This is a genomic window from Streptomyces sp. NPDC107765 (assembly GCF_055657085.1).
The window spans coordinates 165,372-190,558 of record NZ_JBVKBL010000006.1 but is presented as its reverse complement, the minus strand read 5'-3'; the positions used below and the strand labels follow the sequence as shown (position 1 = coordinate 190,558).

Here is a 25,187-nt window from a genome sequence, read left to right as displayed (position 1 = left end):
GGCGAGCTGCACGGCTCGCTCGGCGACCCCCTGATGGAGGTGATGAATTTCCTCAACGAGGTCACCTCCCGCTATCCGGAGGCGATCTCCTTCGGCCCGGGACGCCCGTACGAAGGGCTCTTCGAGGTCGAGCGGATCGGTGAGTACCTCGCGGCCTACCAGCGCCACCTCGTGGAAGACCTGGGCCGCACCCCGGACGAGGTCCGCACGCTGCTGTTCCAGTACGGGCGCACCAACGGCCAGATCCACGAACTGGTGGCCCGGGCGCTGCGCAACGACGAGGGCATCGAGGCGGCACCCGAGTCGCTGGTGGTGACCGTCGGCTGCCAGGAGGGCATGTTCCTGGTCCTGCGGGCGCTGTTCGCCGAGCCGTCGGACGTGCTGCTGGTGCCGTCCCCGTGCTACGTCGGGATCACCGGGGCGGCCCGGCTGCTGGACCTGTCCGTCGCGCACGTGCCGGAGGGCCCGCGCGGGACGGACCCGGAGGTGCTGCGCCGTACGGTCGCCGAACTCCGGGCGGCCGGGAAGCGCCCACGGGCGTTCTACGTCGTGCCGGACTTCGCCAATCCGACCGGGACCTGTATGCCGGTCGAGGCCCGCCGGCGGCTGCTGGAGCTGGCCGAGGAGGAGGACCTGCTCCTCCTGGAGGACAACCCCTACGGGTTCTTCACCCGTACCGGCAGCGGGCTGCCCACACTCAAGGCGCTGGACGAGCGGCGGCGGGTGGTCTACCTCGGTTCGTTCGCCAAGACCTGCTTCCCGGGGGCCCGGGTCGGCTATGTCGTCGCCGACCAGGAGGTCGAGGCCGCGGACGGCCGCCGCACCCTGCTGGCGGACGAACTGTCCAAGATCAAGGGCATGGTGACGGTGAACACCCCGGCGCTCAGCCAGGCGGTCATCGGGGGGATGCTGCTCACCCATGACTTCCGGCTGCGCGAGGCCAACAAGCCGGCCGCCGACTTCTACCAGGAGAACCTGGCGGTTCTGCTGGAGAGTCTGGAACGGCTGCTGCCACCCGAGCGGCGGGAGGCGGCCGGCATCGGCTGGAACGTGCCGGACGGAGGGTTCTTCCTGACCCTCACCCTCCCCGTGCCGGCGGACAATGCGCTGCTGGAAGAGTCCGCCCGCGAGCACGGAGTGATCTGGACACCGATGAACTACTTCTACCCGGACGACGAGGGGGGCCGGTGCCACATCCGGCTCTCGCTCAGCTATCTGACCCCCCAACAGGTCGCCGAAGGGGCCCGCCGGCTGGTGGGTCTGCTGGAACGGAGCTGCCTGTGAACGCCGTTCTCTATGTGGTGACGGTGCTGATCTGGGGCTCGACCTGGCTGGCCATCAAGGGCCAGCTGGGCGATGTGCACCCCACGGTGTCCGTCGCCTACCGGTTCGCGCTGGCCGCGGTGATCCTGCTCGCCTGGGCCCGGCTGCGGGGGCTGCCGCTGCGCTATCCCCTGCGGGTGCACGGGCAGTTCGTCCTGATGGGCGGGCTGATGTTCTCCACCAACTTCGTCTGCTTCTACTTCGCCGAACAGCATCTGACCACCGGCCTCGTCTCGATCATCTTCGCGATGTCGCTGCTGGTGAACATGGTCTTCGCCCGCGTCTTCTTCCGGCGGACGATCACCGCGAAGATGCTGGTCGGCGGGGCGGTCGGGCTGCTGGGGATCGTCACCGTGTTCTGGCCGGAGTTCCAGAACTTCGGGCTGTCGTCCGGGTCGGGTCAGGGCATCCTGCTCTCCGCCCTCGGCACCCTGGTCTTCTGTCTGGGCAACGTCGTCTCCGGCAAGACCCAGGCAGCGGGCATTCCGGTGGTGCAGGGCACCGGTTTCGCGATGGCCTACGGGGCGCTGCTCACGGCCCCGTTCGCGCTGGTCTTCGGTGACGGGGCGGCCTTCGACCCGTCTTTGAAGTACACCGGTTCGCTGGTCTATCTGGCCGTGTTCGGCTCCGTGGTCGGCTTCGGCGCGTACCTCACGCTGCTCGGCAGGATCGGCGGTGAGCGCGCCGCGTACGCCATGGTGCTCTTCCCGATCGTGGCGCTGTTGCTGTCCACGGTGTTCGAGAGCTTCCACTGGACGGTGCGGGACCTGGTGGGTGTCGCCCTGATCCTGATCGGCAACGCGGTGATGCTGACCAATCCGGCGCTGGTGCGGCGGTTGTTCGGCAGGCCGGCCGAGGCGGCGGAGCAGGCCGCCCCGGCCCAGGCACCGGCCGACCGGTAGTACCTGCCCAGGACCCTCCGGGCCCGCCCGTTCCCCTGCCGGGCGGGCCCGGACGCGTCCGCCTTCCCCCTTCACGGCCCAGGAGCGTTCTCTTGCATACCGCTTGCGTCGTCGGCACGGGTCTCATCGGTACGTCCATCGCCCTGGCACTGACCGGCCGGGGCGTGACCACCCATCTGATCGACCGCGACCCGGACAGCGTGCGGATCGCCGCCGCGCTCGGGGCGGGCGTCCCCGGTCCCCCGCCGGGCCCGGTGGACGTCGCGGTCATCGCGGTCCCCCCGTCGGAGGTCGCCCGGACCATCGCGGACCACCAGAAGGCCGAACTGGCCCAGGTCTACACGGACGTGGCGAGCGTGAAGGCGCTGGTGCACGCCGAGTGCCTGGCCCTCGGCTGTGACACCAGCGGTCTGGTCGGCGGGCATCCGATGGCCGGAGGGGAGCGCTCGGGTCCGCTGGCGGCCCGCGCCGATCTCTTCCAGGACCGCCACTGGATACTGACGCCGACCCCGGAGTCCCGGGAGAGCGCGCTGAACCGGGTGCTGGAGCTGGTGTCGTTGTGCGGTGCGGTGCCGGTCCTGCTGCCGCCGGCCGACCACGACCGGGCCGTGGCGCTGGTGTCCCATCTGCCGCACCTGATGGCGAGCCTCACCGCCGCCCGGCTGGTGGACGGCGAGGAGTACGCGGTGCGGCTGGCCGGCCGCGGCATGCGGGACGTCACCCGGACCGCGGCCGGCGACGCCGGACTGTGGACGGACATCCTCGCGGCGAACGCGGCCGCCCTCGGCCCGCTGCTGGCCGAGCTGGGCCGGGACCTGACCACGGCGGCCGGGGCACTCGCCCGGCTGACCGAGGACGTTCCGGAACAGCACCCCGCCGCCCTGGCGGAACTGACCGGGGTACTGCGGCGGGGCAGCGCGGGACGGGCACGGATCGCCGCCCCGCACGGGCCGACCGGCCCGGGCCGGCACCGGGTGCTCTCGATAACCGTCGGTGGTCCGCAGCGGCAGCTGGAGCGGCTGCTCGGCGAGGTGGCCGAGGCCCGGGTGGACCTCGAAGGCATGGTGCTGCCGGATGCCCCGGCGGTCCCGGACGCGACGGACGGCGCGGTCGAGTTGTGGGTGGCCCCGGACGTGGCGCGCCCGCTCACCGAGGCGCTGCGCGACCGGGGCTGGGTGGTCCGCTGAGTTCCGGCGCATTGCCGGGGCGGGACGGGGCACCCGACCACAACGGGGCGTCCCGGTGCGGAACTTGCCGACCGGTGTGCGGCCAGGCCCGCCCGCCCCCGCAGCGGACATCGACCGCGCCCGTGGCGCGGAACGGAGGTACTCCCATGGACTGGCGTCATCGTGCCCGGTGTCGGGACGAGGACCCGGAACTCTTCTTCCCGGTCGGCAGCACCGGTCCCTCGCTGTTGCAGATCCAGGAGGCCAAGGCCGTCTGCCGGCAGTGCCCGGTGATCGCCGAGTGCCGGGACTGGGCCCTCGCCTCCGGACAGGACAACGGCGTCTGGGGCGGCATGGACGAGGAGGAGCGGCGCGCCGAGCGGCGCCGGATGGCCCGCCGGCGGGCCCGCAGCAACTCCTCGTCACGGTGACGTGGCACGGCGGGCCCGGTGGATGCCGGGTTTCCGGTCGTGCCGCGGATACGCTGCCCCCGCACCGGGCGACCCGACCCGGGTGCGGAAAGGACGAACACCATGGCCCTGCCCGCCGACGCCCACCCCGGTCCGCTGCGCGTACTGGTCCTCGGTGCTTCGCTGCGGGCCGCGTCGGCCAACGCCCGGCTGGCCGCCCTGGTGGCCCGGATGATGACCGAGGCCGGCGCCACGGTCGACCTCGCGGGGATGCGGGACTTCGGCATGCCGCTGTACGACGGGGACCTGGAGGTGGCGGAGGGACTGCCGGCCGGTGCGCTGGCGCTGCGGGACCGGATCGAGCGGTCCGACGCCTTCGTCATCGCCTCGCCCGAGTACAACGCCTCCGTGCCGGGCGTGGTGAAGAACGCGATCGACTGGGTCTCACGGGTCCGGCCGCAGCCGTTCAAGACCAAGCACGCCCTGCTGGTCTCCGCCTCTCCCTCGCTGGTCGGCGGCAACCGGGGGCTGTGGGCGCTGCGGGTGCCGCTGGAGCACCTCGGCACCAGGGTCTATCCGGACATGTTCAGTCTCGCCGCCGCACACCAAGGCTTCACCGACGACGGGCAGTTGGCCGACTCCGGGTTGCAGCAGCGGCTGGCCGAGACCGTCACGGCCTTCCTCAGCCTGGTCGAGGCCGACGCCCGGTACGTCTGTCTGCAGCGCCGGTGGTACGAGTTCCTCGGCGACCGCACCGGGGCGCCGGTCACCCAGCGCGCCGAGGACTGAGCGAGCCCGGCGCGCCCCGGCCCGTCAGGCGCCGTACACCGCGGCCACGTTGTTCCGCGGTGCGGGCCTGGTCCGGGCGGTCGGCCCCGAGGCGAAGGCGCGGAGCAGGTTCTCGGTGGTTCGGGTGACGAACGCCCTGGTCCGGGTGTCCATCCCGTGGTCGCGGCCGTCGTCGCCGGTGCCGGCCATCAGCGCCTCGACCCAGCGCATCGTGCCGGTGGCGAAGACCCCGGCGCCGCTCGCCACGGTGTAGTACGCGGAGTCCGCGTGGCTGCTGCGGCCCGCGCAGACCAGCGGTGAGTGGGCGATGATCTCCAGCTTCTCCGGAGTGGGCGCTTCGGGGGTGACCCGGTCGTACTCCACCCCTACGAGGTGGTCGAACGACGCCCCGCGGCCGGCTCCGGTCCCCGCGAAGAGCCAGTGGTCCGGCTGGTGGACGACGTAGGGGGCGTCGGTGGGGTAGCCCTCGTAGAAGACGCCGGTGAGGGACGACTCGGGGTCGGCGGCGGGTGGCAGGCGGAAGTCGTGGGTGGGCGGCTCGTGGTGGGCCGCGAAGGACGGGTCGTCCCGGTAGGCGGTCTTGTAGCAGGTCACGGTGCGCAGCGCGCCGGAGGGGCCGGGGTCCAGCCGGACCCGGCGGAAGCAGGCGTTGGCGCCGAGGAAGGCGAGGTTGGCGCCGGTGTCGCGGGCCCGGGTGACATGCGCGCGCTGCTGCGGCGTCCAGTACTCGTCGTGGCCGAGCGAGAGGACGGCGGTGGCGCCCCGCAGCTCCGACGGGGAGCGGTGGACGTCCACGGACGTGGTGTAGGCCAGCGGCAGGCCGAGCCGTTCGGCGAGGACGACCGCGGCACGCTCGTGGACCAGGAACTTCTCGGCGCCGTTCGCGTCGTAGGGCCGGTCGAAGCTGACGGCCAGCGACCGTGTTCGGTAGGCGCCGTCCTGGCCGGCGTAGAGGCTGTGGCCACCCCAGCGGTTGTACGCCTGCCAGGTCGTCACGGCGTGCATCAGCACGGTCCGGCCGGCGGCGGTCGCGGAGCGGACCACCAGCGGCACGTACCGCTGGTGCCCGTGGTCCGCGTCCAGCCGGAGCAGATACGCGCCCGGTGGCCAGCCGGTGGTGCGCACGGCGAGGGTGCGCCGCCAGTCCGCGCGGACGGTCCGGGTGCCGGGCAGCAGCCGCGGGCGGCGCTGGTGCTGTCCGGCGATCCTCGGGGAGCGCCAGACGAGCCGGGCCTGGGCGCCGCCGTACCAGCCGACGCGGTAGGCCGAGACCCGGAAGCCGGGCGCGGTGGTGGAGACGTACAGGCCGAATTCCTCGCCCGGCCGGACGCTGACGGTGTCGGTGTAGCCCTCGACGGCCTCCGGCGGGCCGGGCGTGTGGAGCCGCCAGTCGGGGTTGCCGGCCCGGGCCCGTTCCGCGGCGAGGTCGTCGGGGCCGGTGCCGGGGGCCGGGCCGGGGGTCTTGTCGGAGGCGGTGTCGCAGCCGGTGGCCGTGGGGAGGGCGAGAGCGGCGGCGCCGGCCGCCGCGGCCCCGAGGAAGTGCCGCCGGACGAGGCCGCCGGGCCCGTCGGCGGGGCCGCCGTGACCGTCGTGCGGGGCGCGCGGTCGCGCCTCCTGGTCCGCGTCGTCGCCGCTCATCGCACCACTCCCGTGCGCCGCCGTCCCTGACCGGGCCGGTCCGTCCTCTCCGGACGATCATCGGTGGCGACGGCCGGCCGGACGACCGCAGGGGGCCGAATGCGGGTAGGGCGGCCGTGCATGTTGCTCTCGGTGCGGAAAGCGGGAAGGGGGAGAAGAGTGCGTGAAGTAACCGATCCGCTGTTGGATCTCGTCCGGCGGCACAGCGAGCCCGTGGTCGCGCAGACGCTCCGCTCGACCATCGCCGCCGTGATCTCGTACGTCGTCGCGCTGATGGTCAGCAGCGAACCGGCGCCGCTGACCGCACCCCTGACGGCCCTCCTCGTCGTCCAGGTCACCCTCTACACCACGCTGACCACCAGCATGCGCCGGGTGAACTCGGTGGTGGTCGGGGTGGTCATCGCCATCGGTTTCAGCTCGCTGGTGGGGCTGACCTGGTGGAGCCTGGGGCTGATCATCCTGGCCTCGCTGGTGATCGGCCGGTTCGTGAAGGCCGGCGAGTTCGTCCCCGAAGTGGCGATCAGCGCGATGCTGGTACTGGGCGTGACGACGACGCGGGTGGCGGCGACGGCCTGGGACCGGGTGCTGGAGACGCTGATCGGGGCGGTGGTCGGGCTGCTGTTCAACGTGCTGTTCGTGCCGCCGGTGCTGGTGCACCCCGCCAGTGAGGCGATCGAGGGGCTGGCCGGCCGGATGCGGGTGCTGCTGCTGAGCCTCAGCGACGAGGTGGTGGGCCATACGCCGGTCGCGGAGGCCGCCGCCCGGCTGCACGAGGCGCGGCGGCTGGACCACGACATCGTGCAGGTGGACGCGGCGCTGCGGCAGGCCGAGGACAGTCTGCGGCTCAATCCCCGGGTCAAGGAGGGGCTGCTCTCCCGGGTGGTGCTGCGGACCGGTCTGGACACCCTGGAGATCTCCGCGGTGGTGCTGCGCACGGTCTGCCGGACGCTGACCGACCTGGCCAAGGCCCGGACCGAGGAGTCGCTGTTCTCGTCGCGGATCGGTGCTTCCCTGAGCGAGCTGTTCCGGCACATGGCCCGGGCGGTGGACAGCTTCGCCGTGCTGATCACGACGCAGGTCAGCGCGAACGCGGACCAGGCGGAGGACCGATTGGTCAAGGAGCTGGCCGCCAGCCGGGAGAGCCGCGAGACGGTGGCGCATCTGCTGCTCGACGAGGTGCAGGAGCATCCGCGGCAGTGGCAGTTGCACGGTGCGCTGCTGGCCGAGATCGACCGCATCCTGGACGAGCTCGACGTGGAGAAGCGGTCCCAGCGGCTGGTGGAGGAGCTGGACCGGCAGTCCCGTGAGCAGCGGGAGAGGTATCCGCTGGTGGACAAGCTCCGGGGCCGGCTGCGGCTGGGCCGGTCGCGCCGCGCACCGGTGCTCTGACGGGCGGCCGCCCCGTGGGCCGCCGGGGAGGTGCCCGAGCGCCGACGCCCGCCGCGTGGGGCCGCTTTCGGCCGTCCACGGGCGGGCGCTCGACGTACGTCCCGGCCGGTGCCGGTCAGTCGCGGCCGGCGACCGCCTCGGCGAGGGCCAGGATCCGGCGGGCGTCCTCGACGTGCAGGTTCTCGATCAGCCGGCCGTCGACGGTGACCACGCCGCGCCCCTCGCGGGTGGCCTCCTCGAAGGCGTCGATGATCTTCCGGGAGCGGTCGATCTGCTCGGCCGAGGGGGCGAAGACCCGGTTGCACGGCTCCAGCTGCGAGGGGTGGATCAGGGTCTTCCCGTCGAAGCCGAACTGCCGCCCCTGGACGCACTCCGCTTCGAACCCGGCGGCGTCCTTCACGTCGTTGTAGACCCCGTCCAGGATCACCTTGCCGGACTCCCGGGCGGCCAGCAGCGCCAGCGACAGCCCGGTCAGCAGCGGGGCCCGGCCGGGGACGTGCTCGGCGTGCAGTTCCTTGGCCAGGTCGTTGGTGCCCATGACCAGTACGGTGAGCCGTTCGCTGGCGGCCGCCACCGCACGGGCGTCCAGCATCGCGCGCGGGGTCTCGACCATCGCCCAGATGGCCGTACGGTCCGGGGCGCCGGCCGCCTCCAGTGCGCGCTCGACCTCCCGCACGGTCGCCGCGGACTCGACCTTGGGGACGACGACCGCGTCCGGGCCGGCCTCGGCGGCGGCCCGCAGGTCGTCGGCGTGCCATTCGGTGCCCGGTCCGTTGACCCGGATCGTCACCTCGCGGTAGCCGTACTCGCCCGAGGCCGCGGCGGCCGCGACCCGCTTGCGGGCGTCGGTCTTCGCGTCGGGGGCGACCGCGTCCTCCAGGTCCAGGATGAGGGCGTCGGCGGGGAGCGACTTGGCCTTCTCCAGGGCGCGTTCGTTGGCGCCCGGCATGTAGAGCACGGAGCGGCGCGGCCGCAGGATCGCGTCGGACACGGACTTACTCCTTGTTCTGCCGGGACTCTGCCGCGGCGTAGGCGTCGCGCAGCTCGGGGTCGCGGGCGGCGAGGGCGTCGGCGAGCTGGGCGACGACCTGGCACTGCTTGTAGGTGGCGTCGTCCTGCATCTTGCCGTCGATCATCACCGCTCCGGTGCCGTCACCCATGGCGTCGATGACCCTGCGGGCCCAGGCGACGTCGGCGGGCGACGGGGAGAACACCCGCTTGGCGATGGCGATCTGCACCGGGTGCAGGCTCCAGGCACCGACGCAGCCGAGCAGGAAGGCGTTGCGGAACTGGTCCTCGCAGGCGGTGGTGTCCTTGATGTCACCGAACGGCCCGTAGTACGGCAGGATGCCGTGCGCGGCGCAGGCGTCGACCATCCGCGCGAGGGTGTAGTGCCACAGGTCCTGCTGGAAGGTGGCCCGCGGCGCGCTGCCGTCCGCCCCGTGCGGGTCCTCCCGTACGAGGTATCCGGGGTGGCCGCCGCCCACCCGGGTGGTCTTCATCCGGCGGCTGGCGGCCAGGTCGGCCGGGCCGAGCGAAATGCCCTGCATACGGGGGCTGGCGCCGGCGATCTCCTCGACGTTGGCGACGCCGGTGGCGGTCTCCAGGATGGCGTGCACCAGGATCGGCCGCTCGATCCCGGCCTTCGCCTCCAGCTGGGCGAGCAGCCGGTCGACGTAGTGGATGTCCTCGGCGCCCTCCACCTTCGGCACCATGATGACGTCCAGCTTGTCGCCGATCTCGGTGACCAGCGTCAGGAGGTCGTCCAGCGCCCAGGGCGAGTCCAGGCTGTTGATCCGGGTCCAGAGCTGGGTGTCGCCGAGGTCCGTCGCCTTGGCGATCTTCACCAGGCCGGACCGGGCCGCCTCCTTGCGGTCGGCGGCGACGGCGTCCTCCAGATTGCCGAGCAGTACGTCCACGGTCGGCGCGATGTCCGGCACCTTGGCGGCCATCTTCTCGTTGCCCGGATCGAAGAAGTGGATCATCCGGGACGGCCGGAAGGGTACTTCGCGCACCGGTGCCGGTGCACCGACGGCCAGTGGGCGGAAGAAGTCCTTCGGAGAGCGCATGCAGTCTCCCTGGTCGGATAAAGAGGGGTGCGGGCCGCCGCCGGCTGTCCGGCGGCGCCATCGGGCCCTCACTCTAGGCCCGCGGACCGGTAACGCTACTGGTCAGTACCTGTGCTGTTGGTCACCGAACGCAGCGCGGCGGCAAGGAACATCGCCTTCGCACCTAAGATCCACTTCGTGCAGCTTCACCCTTCCCGCCCCACCCGCGCCCTGCTCCTGGCGCTGTCCCTGCTGCTGCCGTTCGGCGCGGCATGCTCCCCCGGCCGCGGCCCACAGGACACCGGCGCGGCGACGCCCCGCGCGGTGCGGCCGCCGGCCGCGGACGCGGAGTTCGACTACCAGCTCGGCGGCCCCTATCCGCCGCCCCGCGGCGTCCGTGCGGTCTCCCGCGACCGCACGGCGAAGCCCGCCCCCGGCCGCTACAACGTCTGTTACGTCAACGCCTTCCAGGCCCAGCCGGACGAGACTGGCAGCTGGCAGCGGCGCCACCCCGACCTGCTGCTCCGTGACGCGGACGGCAGGCCCGTCGTCGACGAGGACTGGGACGAGCCGCTGCTGGACATCTCCACGGCCGCCAAGCGCACGGCACTCATGGACATCGTCGGCCCGTGGATCGACGGCTGCGCCACGGCGGGTTACGAGGCGGTGGAACCGGACAACCTCGATTCCTACGAGCGCTCGGACGGCCGGCTCACCGCCGGGGACGCGGCGGCCTTCGCCCGGCTGCTGGTCCGCCGCGCCCACCAGCGGGGTCTGGCCGTCGCCCAGAAGAACACCGCCGACCTGCTGCCCCGCCGCCGGTCCCTCGGCTTCGACTTCGCCGTCGTCGAGGAATGCGCCCGCTACAAGGAGTGCGGCGATTTCGCGGACGCCTACGACGACCGGATCTTCGTCATCGAGTACCGCGAGAAGGACTTCGCCGACGCCTGCCGCACCTGGGGCCCGAGGCTCTCCGTCACCCTGCGCGACCGGGACCTCCGGCCGGCCGGCACCAAGGGGCATGTCGACCGGCACTGCTGACGGCGGGTCGGGCAGCCGGCCGCGGGCCTCCGCGCCCGGCCGGTGCCCCTCCTACGCCGTCTCGTGTCCGGCCGTGCCGTTGATCCGCTCGATCGCCTGCCGGGCCTGTTCCTGTGGGGAGCGGGCGGGCAGCGGGGACACCGTGGTGGAGGTGACCGCGGGGGGCGTCCGTTCCTGGGGCACGGTCTTGACGGGCGGGGCCGGCGGCCGGATCCGCAGCCGGTGGGACGCCGCCTCGTCCAGCGTCACCGGGCGTTTGAACCGGGCGGCGAGCCGGGTGGCCTCCTGGCCGAGGGCGGCGACGTCCTCCCACTGGAGGCGGACCACCAGCGACAGTTGGGCATCACCTTCCGGCAGGGCCTGGAGCTGCGGGTTACCGGCGTCGGTCATGGGCGCTCCTCACTTCGTCGGCCCATGCCCCCGTGGGGCACGGTTGCCGGAAGATACGGACGACGGCCCGCGGGCGTTCACTTCCCGTCAGATCCGGTGAGAGGCAGGGCACCACCCGGGGCAGACTGGACGTATGCCGCATCTCCCTCCCCCACCGCCCCGGCAGCCCGACGCGCCCCACGACCTGCCCGAACCCGGCTTCCCACCAGAGGAATACGCCCGGCGGCTGGCCGGTACGCGGGAGGCGATGGCGCGCGACGGGCTGGACCTGCTGCTCGTGACGGCCCCCGAGGACATCCACTACCACTGCGGCCTCAACCACCAGGGCCACTTCGCCGTCACCGCCCTCCTCCTGCCCCTCGACGGGACACCCGTCCTCGTCGAACGGGCCATGGAGGCCCCCACGGCCCGCGCACAGACCCATGAGGTGGCGCACCACGGCTACCCGGACGGCACCGCTCCGGCCGAGGCACTGGTCGACGCGCTCGCCCAACTGGCCCGGCCCGCACACCGCGTGGGATACCAGGCCGACGCCCTCGCCCTGCCGCCCGCCGTGTGGGACCGGCTGCGCCGCGATGTCCCGGTGACCTGGACGGACTGCAGCGACCTGCTCATCCTCCGGCGGTCGGTGCACACCGCCCGCGAGATCGGCCACCTTCGCACCGCGGCCCGGCTCTCCGACACGGCCATGGCCGCCGGACTCGCCGCGGCCACCGCCGGGGCACGGGAGAACGAGGTGGCCGCCGCGGTGCACGACGCCATGTTCCGGGCCGGCGGTGACCTGCCCGGCTTTGCCCCGCTCGTGCGCAGCACCGACCGGCTCGACCAGGAGCATCTGACCTGGACCCGGCGGGAGTTCGGGCCCCGGGACGGCGTCTTCCTGGAGCTGTCCGCCGCCTACGGGCGCTACCACGCACCCCTCGCCCGGCTGCACCACCTCGACCCCCGGGAGGCGGCCCGGCACCGCCCGGCGGCCGAGGCAGCACAGGCGGCGATGCGGGCCCTGTGCGCGGCACTGCGCCCGGACCGCACGGCCGAGCAGGTCTTCGGCGCCTGGCGCGCGGTCGTCGAGGAGGCGATCGGCCGGCCGTACCGCCGCCACCACTGCGGGTATCTCGTCGGGATCGGCTTCCCGCCGAGCTGGATGGGCGGCACCCGCACCCTGCGGCCCGGCAACCCGCTGCGACTGCGCGCCGGGATGACGTTCCACGTCCAGTCCTGGCTGCTGGACGAGCGGCTGGGCACGTACGCGTGCTCCGACACGGCGCTGGTCACCGAGGACGGCTGCGAGGTGCTCACCCGTACCCCATATCCGAATTGAGCCGGCGCGTCACCATCGCGCGCCCCGCCCCCGAGCTTGCGAACCGTGCGCCCGGACTGTGCCACGGGCGCATTCCGGCGTCCTGAGTGCGCCCTGTCGGCTGTCGCACCCAGCCGCCACCATGGGGCGGTGCAGCCCACAACCGGCTTGGAGGCCGACTGATGGACGCAGGCCGCCTGTCCCGTCTCGACGACGCCGCGTACGAACAACTCGTCCTCGACCACGCCCACCCGCCCGCACGGGACCCGGAGGTGTGGGCGGCCCTGATCGACCCGGCGCTCATCGACCGCACCCGCGACGCCCTCAACGCCCTCTTCCAGCGCAGTTCGTCGGTGCTGCGCAAGCGGCGGGAGGAGCGCGAGCGGTTCCGCCTGGAGTGCTTCGCCCGCGGACCGGCCGGCAAACAGGAGTGGTTCGCCTCGAAGCGGGAGTACGACGCCTGGCGGCACCGCGCGGCGAACTTCAGCCGGACGGTGCAGAACGCCCTGTCGGAGATCAACAAGGCGAAGAAGGAGCTCAACCGCTCCATGAACCACCAGGTCGCGCAGAACCACCGCGACCGGCTGCGCGACCTTGCCTGTGCGGTGCACCGCCACCAGGCCGCGCACGCCCGGTCCGGCGGCATCGCCGACCAGGCCGACTACGAACTCTGGCGCGCCCTGGACCGGATCACCGTCCCGATAGGGCCGGCGAACGAACCGACCTCGCTGCGCACGATGTTGGACATCTACTGGAGCGAGGTGACCCCGGTGGACGAGAGCGAGGAGCGCCGGGCCCGCGCGGAACGGACGATGCGCACGGCACCGGCCGGGCAGGCGGCGCGGTTCAGCGGCGTGCCCAAGGCCCGGCACGTGGGCAACGGCAAGCACCTCGCGTAGCGGGCGCAGCGACGGCCGCGCCCGTGCCCTCACGCCACGGCGTGGAAGAGCGCCGCCGCCGCGCCCCGTGACTCGACACCCAGTTTGGTGAGGATCTTGGCGACGTGGAACTTCACCGTCGACTCGCTGATGTGGAGTTCCTGGGCGATCGCCCGGTTGCGGTGCCCGAGCGCGAGCCGCGCCAGTACCTCCAACTCCCGTTCGCCCAGGGCGATGAGAGGGTCGGGCGCGGGGTCCTGGGAGACCCGCAGCGGGATCGTCGCCGAGACCGTGGTGCCCCAGCCGGGCACCGCGTCGACGTCCAAGCGGCCCTTGAGGACGTCGAGCCGGTCCCGGACCCGGCCGGGAGCCAGTGCGTCGGGGGTGAGGGTGCCGGGCCCGTCGTCCCGTACGGTCGCGCGCAGTTCGTCGTCGTTGATCTGCCAGCAGACGTGCACCCGGGTCACCGCCTCCTGCTCCAGTGCCTTCATCAGTACGGCCCGGACGACCGCCCGTGCGGTGTGGGCGACGTCGGCCGCCAGGGTGCGCACGGAGTCGGGCGCGCCCAGTTCGAGCCGTACGGGGCTGTAGCGCACCAGCGGCCGGAGGGATTCGGCGAGCCGGGCGAAGGCCTGGTCGGCCGGTTCCTCGGCGATCTGCTGGTCGCGTTCGGCCTCGGCGCGCAGTTCGACGAGGGCGGAGACGGCCAGGTCCGTTGCGGTGGCGCGGGCGGCCGCATCGTCCAGGGTGCGGCTGCGCAGGACGCCCAGCACGCCGGTGAGGGCGGCCGAGTACGCCTCGCCCAGCTCGGCGATCACCCGGGCCCGGGTGCCCGCGGCGGTCCGCGAACGGGCCAGCGCACCCGGCATGGCCTCCGCCGCCAGCCGATCGAAGTGGCTGGTGACGATGTCCCACAGGGCCTGGACAAGCGCGGTGACGCTCTCGTCGACCAGGGTGGCCGGCGTGTCACGCACCAGCAACAGGACCGCGCCGCGGGGCGTCGCATGGCTGGTCACGGCGAGCACCGGCCGTTCGGCCCCGGCCAGGTCGAGCGTCCCCTGCCACGGCCGGCCCGGGATGCCGGCGGCGAGCAGCGGGGCCAGGTCGGCGGTGGAGAGCCGTCCGGTGATCTCCGGATCACCGGCCGTCTTGAACGGTGAGTGCGCGCAGTGCGTGGAGAGTTCGGCCGCCGCACGGTGCGGGACCGCCCCGGACAGCACCTCGGAGAGCCGCGGCAGGATCTCGCCCAGCGGCCGGCGGATCACCTCGTAGGCGGCGGTCAGTGCGGGGACGGCTCCGGTCAGCTCCATGGTCATCAGCCTAGCCAGCCGCGGCGGAACGGGCGCTGGACTTTTGGCCAGCGGGGACTGGCCCGATGGCCGGGGACCAAGCACGCCCCCGGGGGCGAGGCTGGAGCCCGAACACCACAAGCGTTCTCACACCATCAGCGGGGAGATCCACCATGAAGGCGATCATTTACCACAGCTTCGGCGGCCCGGAAGTGCTCACGTTCGGCGAGACCGAGAAGCCCGAACCGGGCCCGGGGCAGGTCCGGGTGAAGGTGGTGACGGTCGGCGTCAACCCACTGGACTACAAGCGGCGTTACGGATGGGTGGAGCAGTACTACCCGACCACGTTCCCCGCGGTGCCCGGTCTGGAGTTCGCCGGGATCGTGGACGCGCTGGGCCCGGGCGACCACGAGGTGTCCGTCGGGGACGAGGTCTTCGGCTGGACCAGCACCGGCGCCTACGCCGAGTACGCCCTCGCCGGCGACATCGTGCCCAAGCCGGCCGAACTGTCCTTCCGGGCCGCGGCGACGCTGCCCGTCGCCGGGGAGACCGCGCAGCGGGTGCTCGACCAACTGGGCCTGGCCGAGGGCGAGACGCTGCTGCTGCACGGGGCCGCGGGGGCGGTCGGCCAGGTGGCCGTCCAGTTGGCGGTGGCCCTGGGCGCCACGGTGGTGGGCACGGCGTCGCCGGCCAACCACGACTTCCTGCGGGCGCTCGGCGCGATACCGGTGGCGTACGGCGAGGGGCTCGCCGACCGGGTCCGGGCCGCGGCCCCGCAGGGCGTGGACGCCGTCTTCGACGCGGCCGGCCAGGACGTGCTGCCGCTCTCCATCGCCCTGCGCGGCGGGACGACGGACCGCATCGTCACCATCGCCGACCCGAACGCGGCCGAGCACGGCGTGCCGTTCTCCGCGGGCGGTACGCCGTCGGAGCAGGTGCGCGCGGGCCTGGTCCGGCAGGCCCGGCTGGCCGTGGAGGGCCGGCTGTCCGTACCGGTCGCCGAGACCTTCCCGCTCGCCGAGGCCGTCAAGGCCCAGGAGCTCAGCGAGGCGGGCCATGTGCGGGGGAAGCTGGTCATCGAGGTCTGAGCCGGGCGCGTCCGCCCGTGCCGGGTGACCCGGGTGCCGTCACGGTCCGCGAGGCCGTGGCGGCATTCCCGTGACCCGTGGGGTTTTCCGTTATCCCTGCGCTCTTCTGTGGTCCCTGCGCATTCCCGTTGCTCTTGCCCTTCCGACCCTCTACGTTGAGCGGCGCCTGAACAAGGCACAACTCACCGCTTTCATGGTGACGTTCGGAAGGAATAACCCCCCATGCTCAGACGTTCCCCCTCCATACCCGGCACCGGTCGGCACCGTGGTGCCACCGGACGCACTCCGCGCCGCCCGTCGCTGCGCACCTCCCTCTTCGGCGCGGTGGCCGTCGCCGCGCTGGCTGCCGGGACGGCCGCGGCGAGCACCGCACAGGGCGCCACCACCCCGGCCCCCTCCTCCCCGCAGGCCCAAAAGACCCAGCGGGTCGAGTACTTCACCGGCCCGGGCGGCCACCCCCGGCACACCTCCGTAGCGGCCCCGAAGCCGCTGTCCCGCTCGCAGAAGTCGGCGATCGCCGCGGGCGACGGCGAGGTCACGCCGATCGTCCAGAACGGCCCGGTCGGCAGCAAGCTCGACGTCGTCTTCGTCGGCGACGGCTACACCTCCGCCCAGCAGGAGGACTTCCACGCCGACGTCCGCGCCAAGTGGGCGAAGATCAGTGCCGTGGAGCCCTACGCGTCCTACGCCGGCCAGTTCAACGTCTGGGCGGTGGACGCCGTCTCCCACGACTCCGGCGTCTCCGGTGACCCGACCCAGGACGTGGTGCGGAACACCGCTCTCGGCTCCGCGTTCTTCTGCGACGGGACCGAGCGGCTGCTCTGCGTCGACACCGGGAAGGTCGAGGCGTACGCCGCCAAGGCCCCCGCCGCCGACCTGGTCGTCGTCCTCTCCAACTCCACCAAATACGGCGGCGCCGGCTACAACGACATCTCCTCCAAGGTCGGCTACGACGGGATCGCCACCGCCTCCTCGGACAACGACCGGTCCGACCAGATCGCGGTGCACGAGACCGGCCATTCGCTCGGGAAGCTCGCCGACGAGTACGACTACGGCCAGTCCGGCACCTACTCCGGGCCCGAGCCCCAGCAGGCCAACCTCTCCACCCTCTCCGCCGACCAGATGGCCGCACAGCGCCAGAAGTGGTACCGCTGGCTCGGCCGGCAATCCCCGGACGGCGGCACCGTGGGTGCCTACGAGGGCGGCGGCTACTACCAGTACGGGCTCAACCGCCCCACCGAGAACTCGATCATGCGGAGCCTGGGACGGGAGTTCAACCTCCCCGGCCGGGAGGCGATGATCGCGGGCTTCTACCGGTTCGGGAGCGTGCTCAGCAGCCCGTTGCCCACCGACCGGACGCTCACCCGCGGCACCCGCATCCATGTCACCGTGCCCGCGTCCGCGCAGCTCAAGTGGTACGTCGACGGCCGGGAGCGGAAGTCGGCGCGCGGCCGGACCACGGTCGTCCCGCGCGCCCTGGGCGTCCCGGCCGACGGCCGCCGGCACACCGTCACCGCCCGTGCCGCCGACCGGACCGCCGCGGTCCGCGACCCGGCAGTGCGCCGGCTGATGTCGGGCGCGCTGAGCTGGAAGATCGCCCCGTAACGGCCGCCGGGGTCAATCGCCGTCCGCCGGGCGGCGGTTGACCCTTACGAGCCTCGAACGCGACACCGCCCCTCCCCGCCAGCTCCGGAACTCGGGGAGTGGAGGGGCGGTGAGCCCGTAAATGCGCAGGTCAGCGGCGATTGTCAGTGGCCCCTGCCACACTCGGCGGTATCCGCATCCGGAACCGTTCGCGTCCGAGAGGGCACGACCGCGAGGCGGGGTCCCGACGCCGGGAGCCCGGCACCGGGAGCACGACGACGGGAGCCACACGATGACCGACCGATCGACCCCTGCGCACTACTCCCCCCAGTTGGACAGCGACACCCGCCGCCCGACACCGGCGACGGGTGGGGAGCGGGAGACCCTGAGTGCGGTGCTGGACTGGCACCGCGCGACCTTCGCGCTGAAGTGCGCCGGACTGTCGGCGGAGCAGCTCTCCCGGCAGGCGGTGCCGCCCTCCGGGCTCTCCCTGCACGGCTTGGTCCGGCACCTGGCCGGTTGCGAACGCTGGTGGTTCCGGATCCAGTTCGCCGGCGAGGAGGTCCCCTTGCTGTACTACTCCGACGACGACCCCGACCAGGACTTCACCTCGCTCGACGGTGATGTCGACGAAGCCTTCGCCGTCTGGCGGGCGGAGTGCGAGCGGTCCCGGCAGATCGTCACCTCGGCAACGTCACTGGAGGAGACCGGAATCCACAAGAGAACCGGCGAACCGGTCTCACTGCGCAGCATCCTGGTGGACATGATCGCCGAGTACGCCCGGCACAACGGCCACGCCGACCTCCTGCGCGAACGCCTCGACGGCACCATCGGCCGATGAGCCACCTCACAGCCCCCTCGCCCTGTGACCCAGGTCACATGGCGAGGTGTCATACGCCCAAGCCCCCTCCTCCGTGTACGGGGTGTCGGGCCCGCACCGGGCCCGGACCTACGGGGAAAGGACATCACGTGCGTAACAGGCGAGTTCTCACCACCGCGCTGGCGGCCGCCGCGCTCACGATCGCCGGCCTGGGCGGCGCCGCCCAGGCCCACGCCCTCACCGGCGCCCAGACCGCCACGCAGTCCCATGCCACGGCGACCGAGCCCGCCGCCGCCGCGCGGCAGCAGGTCCGGCCGATGGACGGTCCGCCCGGCACGGTGTGGACCGGCAAGAAGTTCTGGACCCTCAGCGGCTGCCAGGCGGCCGGCACGGACCTGGTCGCCAGCGGCAAGTGGGCCGACCCCTTCTGCGACGGCTCGGGCCTCATGTGGGACCTGTGGGCCCGTCCGCTCTAAGCCGCCCTGGGCCGCTCACGACGCTGGTAGGCCGCTGGTAGGCCACTGATCGGCAACCGGTGGGCCACTGGTGGTTCCTAGCGCACCCTCCGCATCAACGGCCGTCCCCGCGCAGATCCGCGGCTGCGCGGGGACGTCGCCCTTCCGGGCCACGGCCGAACCCCCCGTATCTCATGGGCCATGAGGGGGGGGAGCCCCCCCTCATCTCGTGGACCCTTTGCCTCACATGAGGTGTTCCACCGTGCGCACCACACGTTCCAGCAATGTCTCGTCGTAGGGCAGGAACGGCAGGGGGACGGCCCGTCGCCCCGTCGGCAGGTTGATCTCCACCGGATCGCCGTCGCGGGTGACCCGTCCGGTGGCCAGGTGGACGGCATAACGCCCGTCCAACAGCAGCTGCCGGGCGCCGAGTTCGACCCGGCCGGAGGCTATCTGCGCGGCCAGGACGCGGCGCAGCGCCTCCCTGCGCATCCGTGCACCCTCGCCGAGCGGCTGGTCGTAGAGGCGGTTCAGCTGCTGCCAGGCGCCTCGTTCATGGGCGTGGGTCTCGCACCAGCCGAAGCTGCCGGCGCTGACGAGCAGATCGACGGCGCGCAGGATCTCCGAGAGCCGTACGGCATCGACCTCCGCCAGGGGCTGGGGACTCCCGTCGGCGCGGAAGAGCTTGACCTCCATGGCCTCCGCCCAGCCACTGGCCCCGGGATAGAGAGACCCGGCGATCACGAAACAAGCGGTCAACTCCCCCACCGGCAGGACGAGTACGTCGTCCTCGATGTTCCACCCCTGGCGCACGGCCAGCCCGAGGACCGCCTCGATCCGCAGCAGATGACCGTGGAACATGATCGTGGTGTGGGCGGAGCCCGTGGCGGCGGGGCTTCCGGTAGCCCCGCTTCCGGTGGGGCCGTCGCTGGTGGCCTCGTGTCCGGTATGGCTGCCTCCGGAGGCGCCGTCTCCGATGTCCTCGGGGCGGTAGTGCTCCCGGTAGGCCTGGCGGAACGGCTGGCGCAGCCCCAGCTCCGCGATGCGGTCGCGCCAATAGTGACGTTCGGCGGGGGTGGCGCGGGCCGGGTGCCAGAGCCGGACCGCGGCGGACCCGGCCGGCTCGGGGGCGTCGTCGGCCGGTCCCGCCGCGGGCAGGACGGCCCGCCACTCCCCCGGCGCGTACTCGACCTCCCAGATGAGGCGGCGCGCGGTGCCACGGACCACGGCATTCTGGTCGAGGGCATCGCGCCAGCGGTCGTACCGATGGACGGTGCCCTCCAGATAGCCGCCTTCCACTCCCCGGATCAGCGTGCGGATCTGGGCGCGTGCCTTCGCCAGGAGGTCACGGGCGGCCGCGACCTCGTCGGGGTGATCCCGCCGGGCGGCGGCCGGCAGGGACTTCAGTGCCCGGCCGTCGGCCTTCTCCCAGGCCAGGGTGGCCTCCTCGCCGACCGTGAGCACGGCGGTGTACGGGCCGCAGGGGAGGCGCCGGACACCGTCGGCGTCGAGGCCCAAGTCCGTTATTCGCAGGGCGAGTTCGGGGCGACGGGCGAGGTTCCGCTCGGCGCGCCGCAGTGTGCGGTCGAGCTTCTTGGTGACGCCGGCGTGCCGGACGACGCGACGGGCCTCGCGGAGTGCGGCGACGGCTTCGGGGGTCGGGTGGGTCTCGACGGCCTGTGCCAGGCCGATACAGGCGGCCTGCGACGGCAGGGTCTTGGCGGTGGTCGGGGCCACGGCGCTGTGCGGCAGCAGGGTCGCGAGGAGCTGCCCGGCCCATGGTTCGTCACGCCGCAGGGCGCGCCGGGCCGCCCGCCACAGGGTGTCGCTGTCGGAGGCGGTGAATGCCTTGTCGGCGGCGTACGGGACCCGGCCGGCGTGCAGGGCGGCCAGGTGGTCGGCCGCGGTGCTCAGCACCTGGCGGGCCAGCTCGGTGTGCAGTTCCTCGGCGGGCGGCCCGAGCGCGGCGTCCGTCAGCAGCGGCCACTCGCCGGTCAGTGGTGCGTACCGCCGGTCCTCGGCGACCAGGGCCCGTTCGCGGGGGCCCGTCGCGAGCAGCACCTCGATCTCCGCGGAGCGCAACGGGCTGTCGGCGTACAGCTCCCGCAGACGCCCGGCCAGCTCGCGTTCGGCCTCCGGGCCGGCCAGCGGGGCCACCGCCAGGGCGGCATCGGCGGTTTCGTCGGCCTTGCGGCCGGCGACCTCCACCAGGACTGCCGCGGGCTTGCGCAGCGCCTCCTCGTCCCAGGCTTCGGTGCAGCGCAGCAGACCACCGGCCGCGAACCGCACATCGCGGGGCCGCGGGGACTCGGCCAGCGCCAGGAAGAGTTCGGTGAGCGTGAGGGAGGTGAACGAGGGTTGCACCTTCGTCCAGGTGACCTCGCGGGCGACCTGGCGGGCGTGGTCGGGCGCGTCCTCGGCGGCGAGGGTGCGGTAGGCGACCGGCAGCAGCATGCCCAGCTCCGCCGACGTCAGCTGCGCACAAGCGGCCCAGAGGCCGCCGGACCACGCGGCGTCCTGCGGCGGTCCGGCCATCGCGGCGCGCAACTGGGCCGCGTGCGGTGACAGTTCGTTCATGTCGACGACCGTAGCCGCAGGGTCTGACAATGCCCCCTGACCTGCATCGAAGCCGGTGCACCCGGCCGCACCGACCCGCCCTTGACCGGCCGGTTCGGACGCCCCGGGCAACGCCTCACCCGCTCCCCGGAAATCCGTTTGCCCGACGACTTCAGAGCCGCCTACGCTCCCCGATCATCGACGTGTAGCTCAACAGCAGAGCACCGGGCTCGGGACCCGGAGGGCGCGGGGGCGGCACCCGCCACGTCGGCTTATGAACGACGACGCTGAGCAGCAGCTTCCCTTCGCCGACGGACCGCCCTACGCCCAGGCGCAGTTGGCCAGGGCCTTCGGCACCGCGCTCACCCATGAGGACGCCGCCACCCGCCGACGCGCCGAGGAGCGGATCCGCCGCTGGCGGAACGTGCTCGACGGAATCACCACCGGCCGCCTGTCCGTGGGGTCGCGAACCCCGGTGGCGGGCCTGCCGGCCTGGGTGACCCCCGAGGTCGTCCGCGGCGGCTACGCGACCGGTGCGGCGAGCGCGGGCGGTCCGCTGCTGCCGTACGAGCGGGACGCGGCGCGCCGTGCGGGCATTCCGGCCGAGCGCCGGGCGCTCTTCGCGTACTCCCTGACCGAGGCCGGACTGGCCGGACTGGGCCGGCTGCTGGACAACGGGTGCTACGACGTCGCGGTGCCCGAGGAGGCCGCGCTGCTCACCGTGGCCTGGTTGGTGCGCTCCGGACAAGTGGCCGAGGCGCTGGAACTCGTCGACGTACTGGAGCCGTTCGCCGGGCAGTTGCGGTTCACGCCGCGGCCGGCGGCGGCGCCCGCACCGGACGCCTCCGCGGTGCACCGCCGGACGGTCGCCGAGGCCGGGCAGGCCCTGGCACGCCGTCGGCCGCATGCGGCCGTCGAGGCGCAGCGCGAGGCGCTCACGGTCTGGCAGCCGTTCGCCGATGAGCTGCTGGTCCACTGGCTGGAGACCGCCGAGGGCGGCCGGGTGCTGGTCCGCGCCCCCGGCGAGGACTGGCTCGCGCGCGGCGCGGCACTGCTGGACCGCTACCGGCAGCTGGCCGCGGTCCACACCCACTGCGGCAAGCACCGCAAGCCCAAGGAGAACCTCGCCATCCTGCGGGCCTCCCTGGAGACCACCGTCGCCGGGCGTCCCCTCGATGCCCGCCGGCTCGGTCTGCTGCGGCACGCCGTGTCCTCCATGGTGCGACGGCGCGGAGCCCCAGGTTCCGTTCCGCATACGGCGCTGCGGGCGCGGCAGGCGGCCCAGGCGGCGCTGCCGTCCCACCACGCGCTGGCGCAGCTGGTGCTCCGCCGGCTCGGCGATCTGCCTCAGGACGTGGGGACGGCCGATGTCGAGTCGCTGGTCGTCGCGGTGACAAAGGAGGAGCACCGGGAAACCGGACTGCCCGTGGGAGCCGCAGTTCCGGCGGCGATCCGGCAGGTCGTCGAGTCCACCCTGAGCGCCCCGGCCGGCACGCTCATCGAGCGTGGTGTGGTGCCGTCGGCGGAGGTACTGGCCGAGCTGGTGCCCCAGTTGGTGGCGACGACGACCGCGCAGGCCTATCCGGACGCGGCGCTGCGCCGGCTGATGGCCGCGCACTACCGGGCGTTCGCGCGCCGCCGTTCGCTGCTGCTGCTCAACCTGGAGCGCCAGGTGCGGGTCGAGGAACTGCCGTGGATGCGGGCGGTGGCCGGGCAGCGGACGGCCGACGCCGCCCAGGACGACGCGCTCACCACGCTGCGGCACCTCGGCGAGCTGGCCGTCCAGGGTTTCCCGGGCACGCTCCTGCCCAACCCGCTGATCCGTGAACTCGGTTCGCTGGCCCGCCAGGCAGACTTCGACGCCCCTCTGGTGGAGGAACTCGCCGCGGACATCTTCATGGGCACGTTCTCCCGCAAGTTCCTCACGGCGGCGCGGATCGCCGGCGAACTGCTGGGCGGCACGCTCTACGAGCGGTACTACGGCATCGACTATGCGACGCTGCGCAATCTGGCGATCGTCGAGACGAGCACCGCACTGGTCCGCGGCTACCAGCCGCGGACGTCGCCGGGCTTCGCCCGGTTGTGCGGCGAGCGGGCCGGGGTCTTGGGGCACGGCTCGGTGGCGGAGTGCGGTGCGGTGATCGAGCAGGCGCAGATCCTGACCACGCACAATCTGGCCACCCTGGTCGGGCGGGTCGGCATCGCCCCCGAGCCGGGCCCGGCCGATCTGGCGCGGCGCTGCTTCCGTACGGTGTGCCGGCTGACGGCCCGGGTGCACGGCCATCCGCGGCCGCTGGCGACGATCAAGGACGCGGCGTACGCCTGGCGCCACCTGGTGTTCCATCTGGCGCTGTGCGACCCCGGCGAGCAGGCCCGGGTGCTGGCCCGGCTGGACGACGAGGCGGCCCGCCACCCCTGGCATGTGGCCGCCCGGCTGGCGCCCGCCGTTGCGGGCCTGCGCCTGGTCGCCGGGGGTGGCAGCTTCGGGCCCGACGGCACGGCCCGGGGCGGCCGGGCCCGCCGTTTCCTGGGCTGGAGCGCGCGGGGCCGCCACTGGCTGAGCGCCCCGCCGGCCGTGTGAGCCACCCGGCGGGCGGGCTCAGCCGCGTGCCGCCACGACCGGTTCCGGCGCCCCCGTGCCCCGCTTCCGCACCACCCACCGCAGCGGCGCGTACACCGCCACCGACACGGCGAAGGCCACGTAGTACGCGAGGTCGGCGCCGTGCAGCGCGGCCGCGACCGGGCCGGTGAAGAGGGAGGTGTTCATGAAGGGCACGGCGGCGGCGAACGCGGCGAGGAAGGCGACACAGGCCGGCCACCACGGTTGCGGCCGGGCGAACTCGGCCGCGACGTCGATCGGTGCGCCGCCCCGGGCCCTGGCCCGCACCCGCGCGTCCACGAGCACGATGCCCACGAAACCGGGAATCCAGTAGCCCACGAACAGCAGCAGGTTCTGGAAGCGGACGGTGGTGTGCGCGCCGTGCAGCCACAGGACGAGCAGGAAACCGAGGACGGCGGCGGCCGCCGCGGCGAGCGGCCTGGGCACCCGTAGGCCGGCCGCCTGGAGGGCCAGCGAGCCGCTGTAGTCGTTCATCGCGTTGCTGCACACGGCCGCGGCCGCGAGGGCGAGCAGGCCGAAGGCACCGAGTGCCCCGCCGCCCAGCAGGTCGTGCACCGCGGCCGCGGTCTGGTCGGTGAACAACCCGGCTCCCCACAGGCCCAGCGTCTGCACCCAGACGAAGGAGAGCACCATGCCGAGCAGCGAGTACCAGAACATCCGCGGCCGGGAGGTGTCGCGCGGCAGATAGCGGCTGAAGTCGGAGGCGTACGGCGCCCAGGAGACGGCCAGGCTGAGCGCCACGGTACTGGTCAGCACGAAGGCGCCGGCCCGGTCGGCGCCGTGCGCGGTGCCGGGCACCGGGAGCGGCACACCGGTCAGCAGCTTGGCGCCGATGACCAGGAACGCCGCGCCCAGCACGAAGGTCATCACGGTCTGGAGCCGGTGCAGGACCTCGTACCCGAAGACCCCCACCAGCCCCTGCAGGAGCAGCACCACCAGCGCGCCCAGCCAGAACGGCCAGCCGAGCAGCTGCGCCAGCGCCTCCCCGCCGAAGAGCCCGATGAGGGCGTCCCAGGCGACGGAGGTGAGCCACTGCATGACGCCGGGCAGCACCACCCCACCACCGAACGCGAGCCGCGCCAACGGGAGCTGCCCGGTGCCGGTCCGGCTGCCCCAGGTGCACAGGTAGGCGGCCGGCAGCGCCCCGACGACCGTGCCGAGCACCATGGCGACGAGCGCCGTCCAGAAATCCAGTCCCAGCGAGACGCCCACCGTGCCGGTGAAGACCCCGGTCATGGTGAGGTTCGGTGCACACCAGACGGTGAACAGCCGCGCCGGCGTCCCGTAACGGTTGCCCTCGGGCACCGGCTCGATGCCGTGCCCCTCAACCGCCAGGTCACCGGCCCGCCCGGGCATCCGCCCACGGAACACGGAATCTTCGATGGTCATACCTCTCCCGGCATCAACGGCAGCGCCCTACGGTAGGCGGAGCCGTCGGCGGTGCCGCCACCGGGGAGGCCGTCACCGGGAGGCCGCCACTGGGGCTGCCCCATCGGGGACG

The 25,187-nt window shown here is 73.2% G+C and carries 21 protein-coding genes and 1 tRNA gene; 15 read left to right on the top strand and 7 right to left on the bottom strand.

Translation table 11 applies throughout. The features are described from left to right. Positions 1-33: 33 nt before the first annotated feature. The 5 genes from ACZ7MX_RS17190 to ACZ7MX_RS17170 all read left to right on the top strand — a co-directional run bounded on the left by ACZ7MX_RS17190 (position 34) and on the right by ACZ7MX_RS17170 (position 4,590). Positions 34-1,284, top strand: coding sequence for an aminotransferase-like domain-containing protein (locus tag ACZ7MX_RS17190; RefSeq protein ID WP_472133276.1), 1,251 nt, complete (start codon positions 34-36; stop codon positions 1,282-1,284). Next, positions 1,281-2,225 (top strand): DMT family transporter, encoded by a 945-nt coding sequence (locus ACZ7MX_RS17185; RefSeq protein ID WP_472132856.1) that lies wholly within the window; start codon positions 1,281-1,283, stop codon positions 2,223-2,225. The genes ACZ7MX_RS17190 and ACZ7MX_RS17185 overlap by 4 nt, the downstream gene beginning before the upstream one ends. Positions 2,226-2,317: 92 nt before the next feature. Next, entirely contained in the window at positions 2,318-3,412 is a 1,095-nt protein-coding gene (locus ACZ7MX_RS17180) for a prephenate dehydrogenase (protein ID WP_472132854.1), read from the top strand. Between the two features lie 146 nt (positions 3,413-3,558). Beyond that, the gene (locus ACZ7MX_RS17175) at positions 3,559-3,822 is read left to right on the top strand and encodes a WhiB family transcriptional regulator (protein ID WP_472132853.1); all 264 of its coding nucleotides are present in this window, start codon (positions 3,559-3,561) and stop codon (positions 3,820-3,822) included. A gap of 108 nt (positions 3,823-3,930) precedes the next feature. Then, on the top strand, positions 3,931-4,590 hold the full coding sequence (locus ACZ7MX_RS17170; protein ID WP_472133274.1) for an NADPH-dependent FMN reductase: 660 nt from the start codon (positions 3,931-3,933) through the stop codon (positions 4,588-4,590). Between the two features lie 24 nt (positions 4,591-4,614). Here ACZ7MX_RS17170 and ACZ7MX_RS17165 read toward each other — a convergent pair whose 3' ends face one another. Continuing rightward, entirely contained in the window at positions 4,615-6,228 is a 1,614-nt protein-coding gene (locus tag ACZ7MX_RS17165; protein WP_472132851.1) for a N,N-dimethylformamidase beta subunit family domain-containing protein, read from the bottom strand. Between the two features lie 159 nt (positions 6,229-6,387). Here ACZ7MX_RS17165 and ACZ7MX_RS17160 point away from each other — a divergent pair, with 159 nt between their 5' ends. Further along, positions 6,388-7,617: an FUSC family protein gene (locus ACZ7MX_RS17160; RefSeq protein ID WP_472132849.1), complete on the top strand. Its 1,230-nt coding sequence runs from the start codon at positions 6,388-6,390 to the stop codon at positions 7,615-7,617. A 115-nt stretch (positions 7,618-7,732) separates the two neighbouring features. On the opposite strand, the gene ACZ7MX_RS17155 is transcribed toward ACZ7MX_RS17160, so the two are convergent. Both ACZ7MX_RS17155 and ACZ7MX_RS17150 read right to left on the bottom strand, forming a co-directional pair. Then, entirely contained in the window at positions 7,733-8,608 is an 876-nt protein-coding gene (locus ACZ7MX_RS17155) for an HpcH/HpaI aldolase/citrate lyase family protein (protein ID WP_472132847.1), read from the bottom strand. Between the two features lie 4 nt (positions 8,609-8,612). Further along, positions 8,613-9,686, bottom strand: a complete 1,074-nt coding sequence (locus ACZ7MX_RS17150) for an HpcH/HpaI aldolase/citrate lyase family protein (RefSeq protein WP_472132845.1) — start codon at positions 9,684-9,686, stop codon at positions 8,613-8,615. 168 nt (positions 9,687-9,854) lie between these two features. Here ACZ7MX_RS17150 and ACZ7MX_RS17145 point away from each other — a divergent pair, with 168 nt between their 5' ends. After that, a complete protein-coding gene (locus ACZ7MX_RS17145; RefSeq protein WP_472133272.1) occupies positions 9,855-10,706 on the top strand; it encodes an endo alpha-1,4 polygalactosaminidase in 852 nt (283 codons plus the stop codon). 51 nt (positions 10,707-10,757) lie between these two features. Here the strand turns inward: ACZ7MX_RS17145 and ACZ7MX_RS17140 are convergent, their stop codons facing one another. Next, complete coding sequence (locus ACZ7MX_RS17140) at positions 10,758-11,096, bottom strand: hypothetical protein (protein ID WP_467567610.1); 339 nt, start codon at positions 11,094-11,096, stop codon at positions 10,758-10,760. A gap of 133 nt (positions 11,097-11,229) precedes the next feature. Here ACZ7MX_RS17140 and ACZ7MX_RS17135 point away from each other — a divergent pair, with 133 nt between their 5' ends. Together ACZ7MX_RS17135 and ACZ7MX_RS17130 are read left to right on the top strand one after the other, a co-directional pair. Continuing rightward, positions 11,230-12,417, top strand: a complete 1,188-nt coding sequence (locus ACZ7MX_RS17135; RefSeq protein WP_472132843.1) for a M24 family metallopeptidase — start codon at positions 11,230-11,232, stop codon at positions 12,415-12,417. 161 nt (positions 12,418-12,578) lie between these two features. After that, entirely contained in the window at positions 12,579-13,295 is a 717-nt protein-coding gene (locus ACZ7MX_RS17130) for a hypothetical protein (RefSeq protein WP_472132841.1), read from the top strand. Positions 13,296-13,324: 29 nt separating this feature from the next. Here ACZ7MX_RS17130 and ACZ7MX_RS17125 read toward each other — a convergent pair whose 3' ends face one another. Then, positions 13,325-14,584, bottom strand: a complete 1,260-nt coding sequence (locus ACZ7MX_RS17125) for a LuxR C-terminal-related transcriptional regulator (protein ID WP_472132839.1) — start codon at positions 14,582-14,584, stop codon at positions 13,325-13,327. A gap of 152 nt (positions 14,585-14,736) precedes the next feature. Here ACZ7MX_RS17125 and ACZ7MX_RS17120 point away from each other — a divergent pair, with 152 nt between their 5' ends. From ACZ7MX_RS17120 to ACZ7MX_RS17105, 4 genes are all read left to right on the top strand, one after another. Next, positions 14,737-15,651 carry an NADP-dependent oxidoreductase gene (locus ACZ7MX_RS17120; RefSeq protein WP_472132837.1) on the top strand — a complete coding sequence of 305 codons (915 nt, stop codon included), beginning with the start codon at positions 14,737-14,739 and terminating at the stop codon, positions 15,649-15,651. A gap of 222 nt (positions 15,652-15,873) precedes the next feature. Next, positions 15,874-17,256, top strand: a complete 1,383-nt coding sequence (locus ACZ7MX_RS17115; RefSeq protein WP_472132835.1) for a M64 family metallopeptidase — start codon at positions 15,874-15,876, stop codon at positions 17,254-17,256. A gap of 271 nt (positions 17,257-17,527) precedes the next feature. Beyond that, positions 17,528-18,076 carry a DinB family protein gene (locus ACZ7MX_RS17110; RefSeq protein WP_472132833.1) on the top strand — a complete coding sequence of 183 codons (549 nt, stop codon included), beginning with the start codon at positions 17,528-17,530 and terminating at the stop codon, positions 18,074-18,076. A 128-nt stretch (positions 18,077-18,204) separates the two neighbouring features. Then, complete coding sequence (locus ACZ7MX_RS17105; RefSeq protein ID WP_472132831.1) at positions 18,205-18,531, top strand: hypothetical protein; 327 nt, start codon at positions 18,205-18,207, stop codon at positions 18,529-18,531. A 222-nt stretch (positions 18,532-18,753) separates the two neighbouring features. Here ACZ7MX_RS17105 and ACZ7MX_RS17100 read toward each other — a convergent pair whose 3' ends face one another. Beyond that, on the bottom strand, positions 18,754-21,087 hold the full coding sequence (locus ACZ7MX_RS17100; protein WP_472132830.1) for a DUF4132 domain-containing protein: 2,334 nt from the start codon (positions 21,085-21,087) through the stop codon (positions 18,754-18,756). Positions 21,088-21,265: 178 nt separating this feature from the next. Between ACZ7MX_RS17100 and ACZ7MX_RS17095 the strand changes: the two genes are divergently transcribed. Further along, positions 21,266-21,337 (top strand) — tRNA-Pro (locus ACZ7MX_RS17095). A gap of 3 nt (positions 21,338-21,340) precedes the next feature. Continuing rightward, entirely contained in the window at positions 21,341-23,647 is a 2,307-nt protein-coding gene (locus ACZ7MX_RS17090; protein WP_472132828.1) for a hypothetical protein, read from the top strand. Between the two features lie 18 nt (positions 23,648-23,665). Here the strand turns inward: ACZ7MX_RS17090 and ACZ7MX_RS17085 are convergent, their stop codons facing one another. Then, on the bottom strand, positions 23,666-25,075 hold the full coding sequence (locus tag ACZ7MX_RS17085) for a purine-cytosine permease family protein (RefSeq protein WP_472132826.1): 1,410 nt from the start codon (positions 25,073-25,075) through the stop codon (positions 23,666-23,668). Positions 25,076-25,187: the final 112 nt, after the last annotated feature.

What these genes read in the sequence shown, in the direction of transcription:
- ACZ7MX_RS17190 (WP_472133276.1), top strand. Translation starts at nt 34, where the DNA reads ATGGAGGTGATGAATTTCCTCAACGAGGTCACCTCCCGCTATCCGGAG.
- ACZ7MX_RS17175 (WP_472132853.1), top strand. Translation starts at nt 3,559, where the DNA reads ATGGACTGGCGTCATCGTGCCCGGTGTCGGGACGAGGACCCGGAACTC.
- ACZ7MX_RS17165 (WP_472132851.1), bottom strand. Translation starts at nt 6,228, where the DNA reads ATGAGCGGCGACGACGCGGACCAGGAGGCGCGACCGCGCGCCCCGCAC.
- ACZ7MX_RS17150 (WP_472132845.1), bottom strand. Translation starts at nt 9,686, where the DNA reads ATGCGCTCTCCGAAGGACTTCTTCCGCCCACTGGCCGTCGGTGCACCG.
- ACZ7MX_RS17140 (WP_467567610.1), bottom strand. Translation starts at nt 11,096, where the DNA reads ATGACCGACGCCGGTAACCCGCAGCTCCAGGCCCTGCCGGAAGGTGAT.
- ACZ7MX_RS17135 (WP_472132843.1), top strand. Translation starts at nt 11,230, where the DNA reads ATGCCGCATCTCCCTCCCCCACCGCCCCGGCAGCCCGACGCGCCCCAC.
- ACZ7MX_RS17130 (WP_472132841.1), top strand. Translation starts at nt 12,579, where the DNA reads ATGGACGCAGGCCGCCTGTCCCGTCTCGACGACGCCGCGTACGAACAA.
- ACZ7MX_RS17125 (WP_472132839.1), bottom strand. Translation starts at nt 14,584, where the DNA reads ATGGAGCTGACCGGAGCCGTCCCCGCACTGACCGCCGCCTACGAGGTG.
- ACZ7MX_RS17120 (WP_472132837.1), top strand. Translation starts at nt 14,737, where the DNA reads ATGAAGGCGATCATTTACCACAGCTTCGGCGGCCCGGAAGTGCTCACG.
- ACZ7MX_RS17115 (WP_472132835.1), top strand. Translation starts at nt 15,874, where the DNA reads ATGCTCAGACGTTCCCCCTCCATACCCGGCACCGGTCGGCACCGTGGT.
- ACZ7MX_RS17110 (WP_472132833.1), top strand. Translation starts at nt 17,528, where the DNA reads ATGACCGACCGATCGACCCCTGCGCACTACTCCCCCCAGTTGGACAGC.
- ACZ7MX_RS17100 (WP_472132830.1), bottom strand. Translation starts at nt 21,087, where the DNA reads ATGAACGAACTGTCACCGCACGCGGCCCAGTTGCGCGCCGCGATGGCC.
- ACZ7MX_RS17090 (WP_472132828.1), top strand. Translation starts at nt 21,341, where the DNA reads ATGAACGACGACGCTGAGCAGCAGCTTCCCTTCGCCGACGGACCGCCC.
- ACZ7MX_RS17085 (WP_472132826.1), bottom strand. Translation starts at nt 25,075, where the DNA reads ATGACCATCGAAGATTCCGTGTTCCGTGGGCGGATGCCCGGGCGGGCC.